The sequence below is a fragment of the Paraburkholderia sp. SIMBA_027 genome, assembly GCF_046535315.1.
Lineage (GTDB): Bacteria > Pseudomonadota > Gammaproteobacteria > Burkholderiales > Burkholderiaceae > Paraburkholderia > Paraburkholderia tropica.
The window spans coordinates 1-273 of the sequence record NZ_JAWRWY010000545.1; the positions used below are offsets into that span (position 1 = coordinate 1).

General features: G+C 68.9%; 1 pseudogene. It reads left to right on the plus strand.

The features are described 5' to 3' along the window. Positions 1 to 98 (plus strand): annotated as a pseudogene (locus SB764_RS40185) (pyridoxal kinase); the annotation flags it as partial. Positions 99 to 273: the final 175 nt, after the last annotated feature.

Genomic DNA, 273 nt, shown 5'->3' on the forward strand with positions numbered 1-273 from the left:
CCTACGACGCGCGCCGCTACGAACTCGAACTCGTCGCCGCGCAGGACGAAATCGCGCGCCCGAGCGAATGGTTCGGCGCGTGGGTGACCGACGCGTGATGCGCCCGCATCGGCCGCGAACCCTCCGAATCTCGTCGAATCCTCCGGTATCCCCCGCTTCTCAGGCGTGCCGCGCGCGCTGCCGCCTTCGCCTCTCCCCCGCAGTTCGCTCGCCGGCGCCATGCCGTTCGGGTTCTGTCCGGTCCGTGCGTGCAAACGTTTCCGGACTTCACAT